At 43.3% G+C, this 284-nt stretch carries 1 protein-coding gene; it reads left to right on the forward strand.

What is annotated here, in order from left to right:
• On the forward strand, window positions 1–284 hold a 284-nt coding region (locus ACFIK8_RS12380; protein WP_375669598.1), incomplete at both ends, for a hypothetical protein.

Consider the following 284-nt stretch of genomic DNA (forward strand, 5'->3'; position numbering starts at 1 on the left):
CATGGACACACCACAACACCACATCCTTGGATTAATGTCATTGCGAACCACAGCTTTGGCTTTCATGTCTCTGCTGAAGGAGCAATCTTTACCTGGGCCAACAATAGCCGTGATTATCAATTAACCCCTTGGATGAATGATCCCGTTTCTAACCGTCCAGGAGAAGCACTTTATCTTGTAGATCGTCTTTCGTTAAACCGCTTTTCACCTGTTTCTGCTGTAGAATGCAACGAAAGTGTTGTATATGAGGCTTGCCATGGTTTTGGATTCTCAACCTTTAAATC

The organism is Bartonella sp. MR168JLCBS, assembly GCF_042194175.1.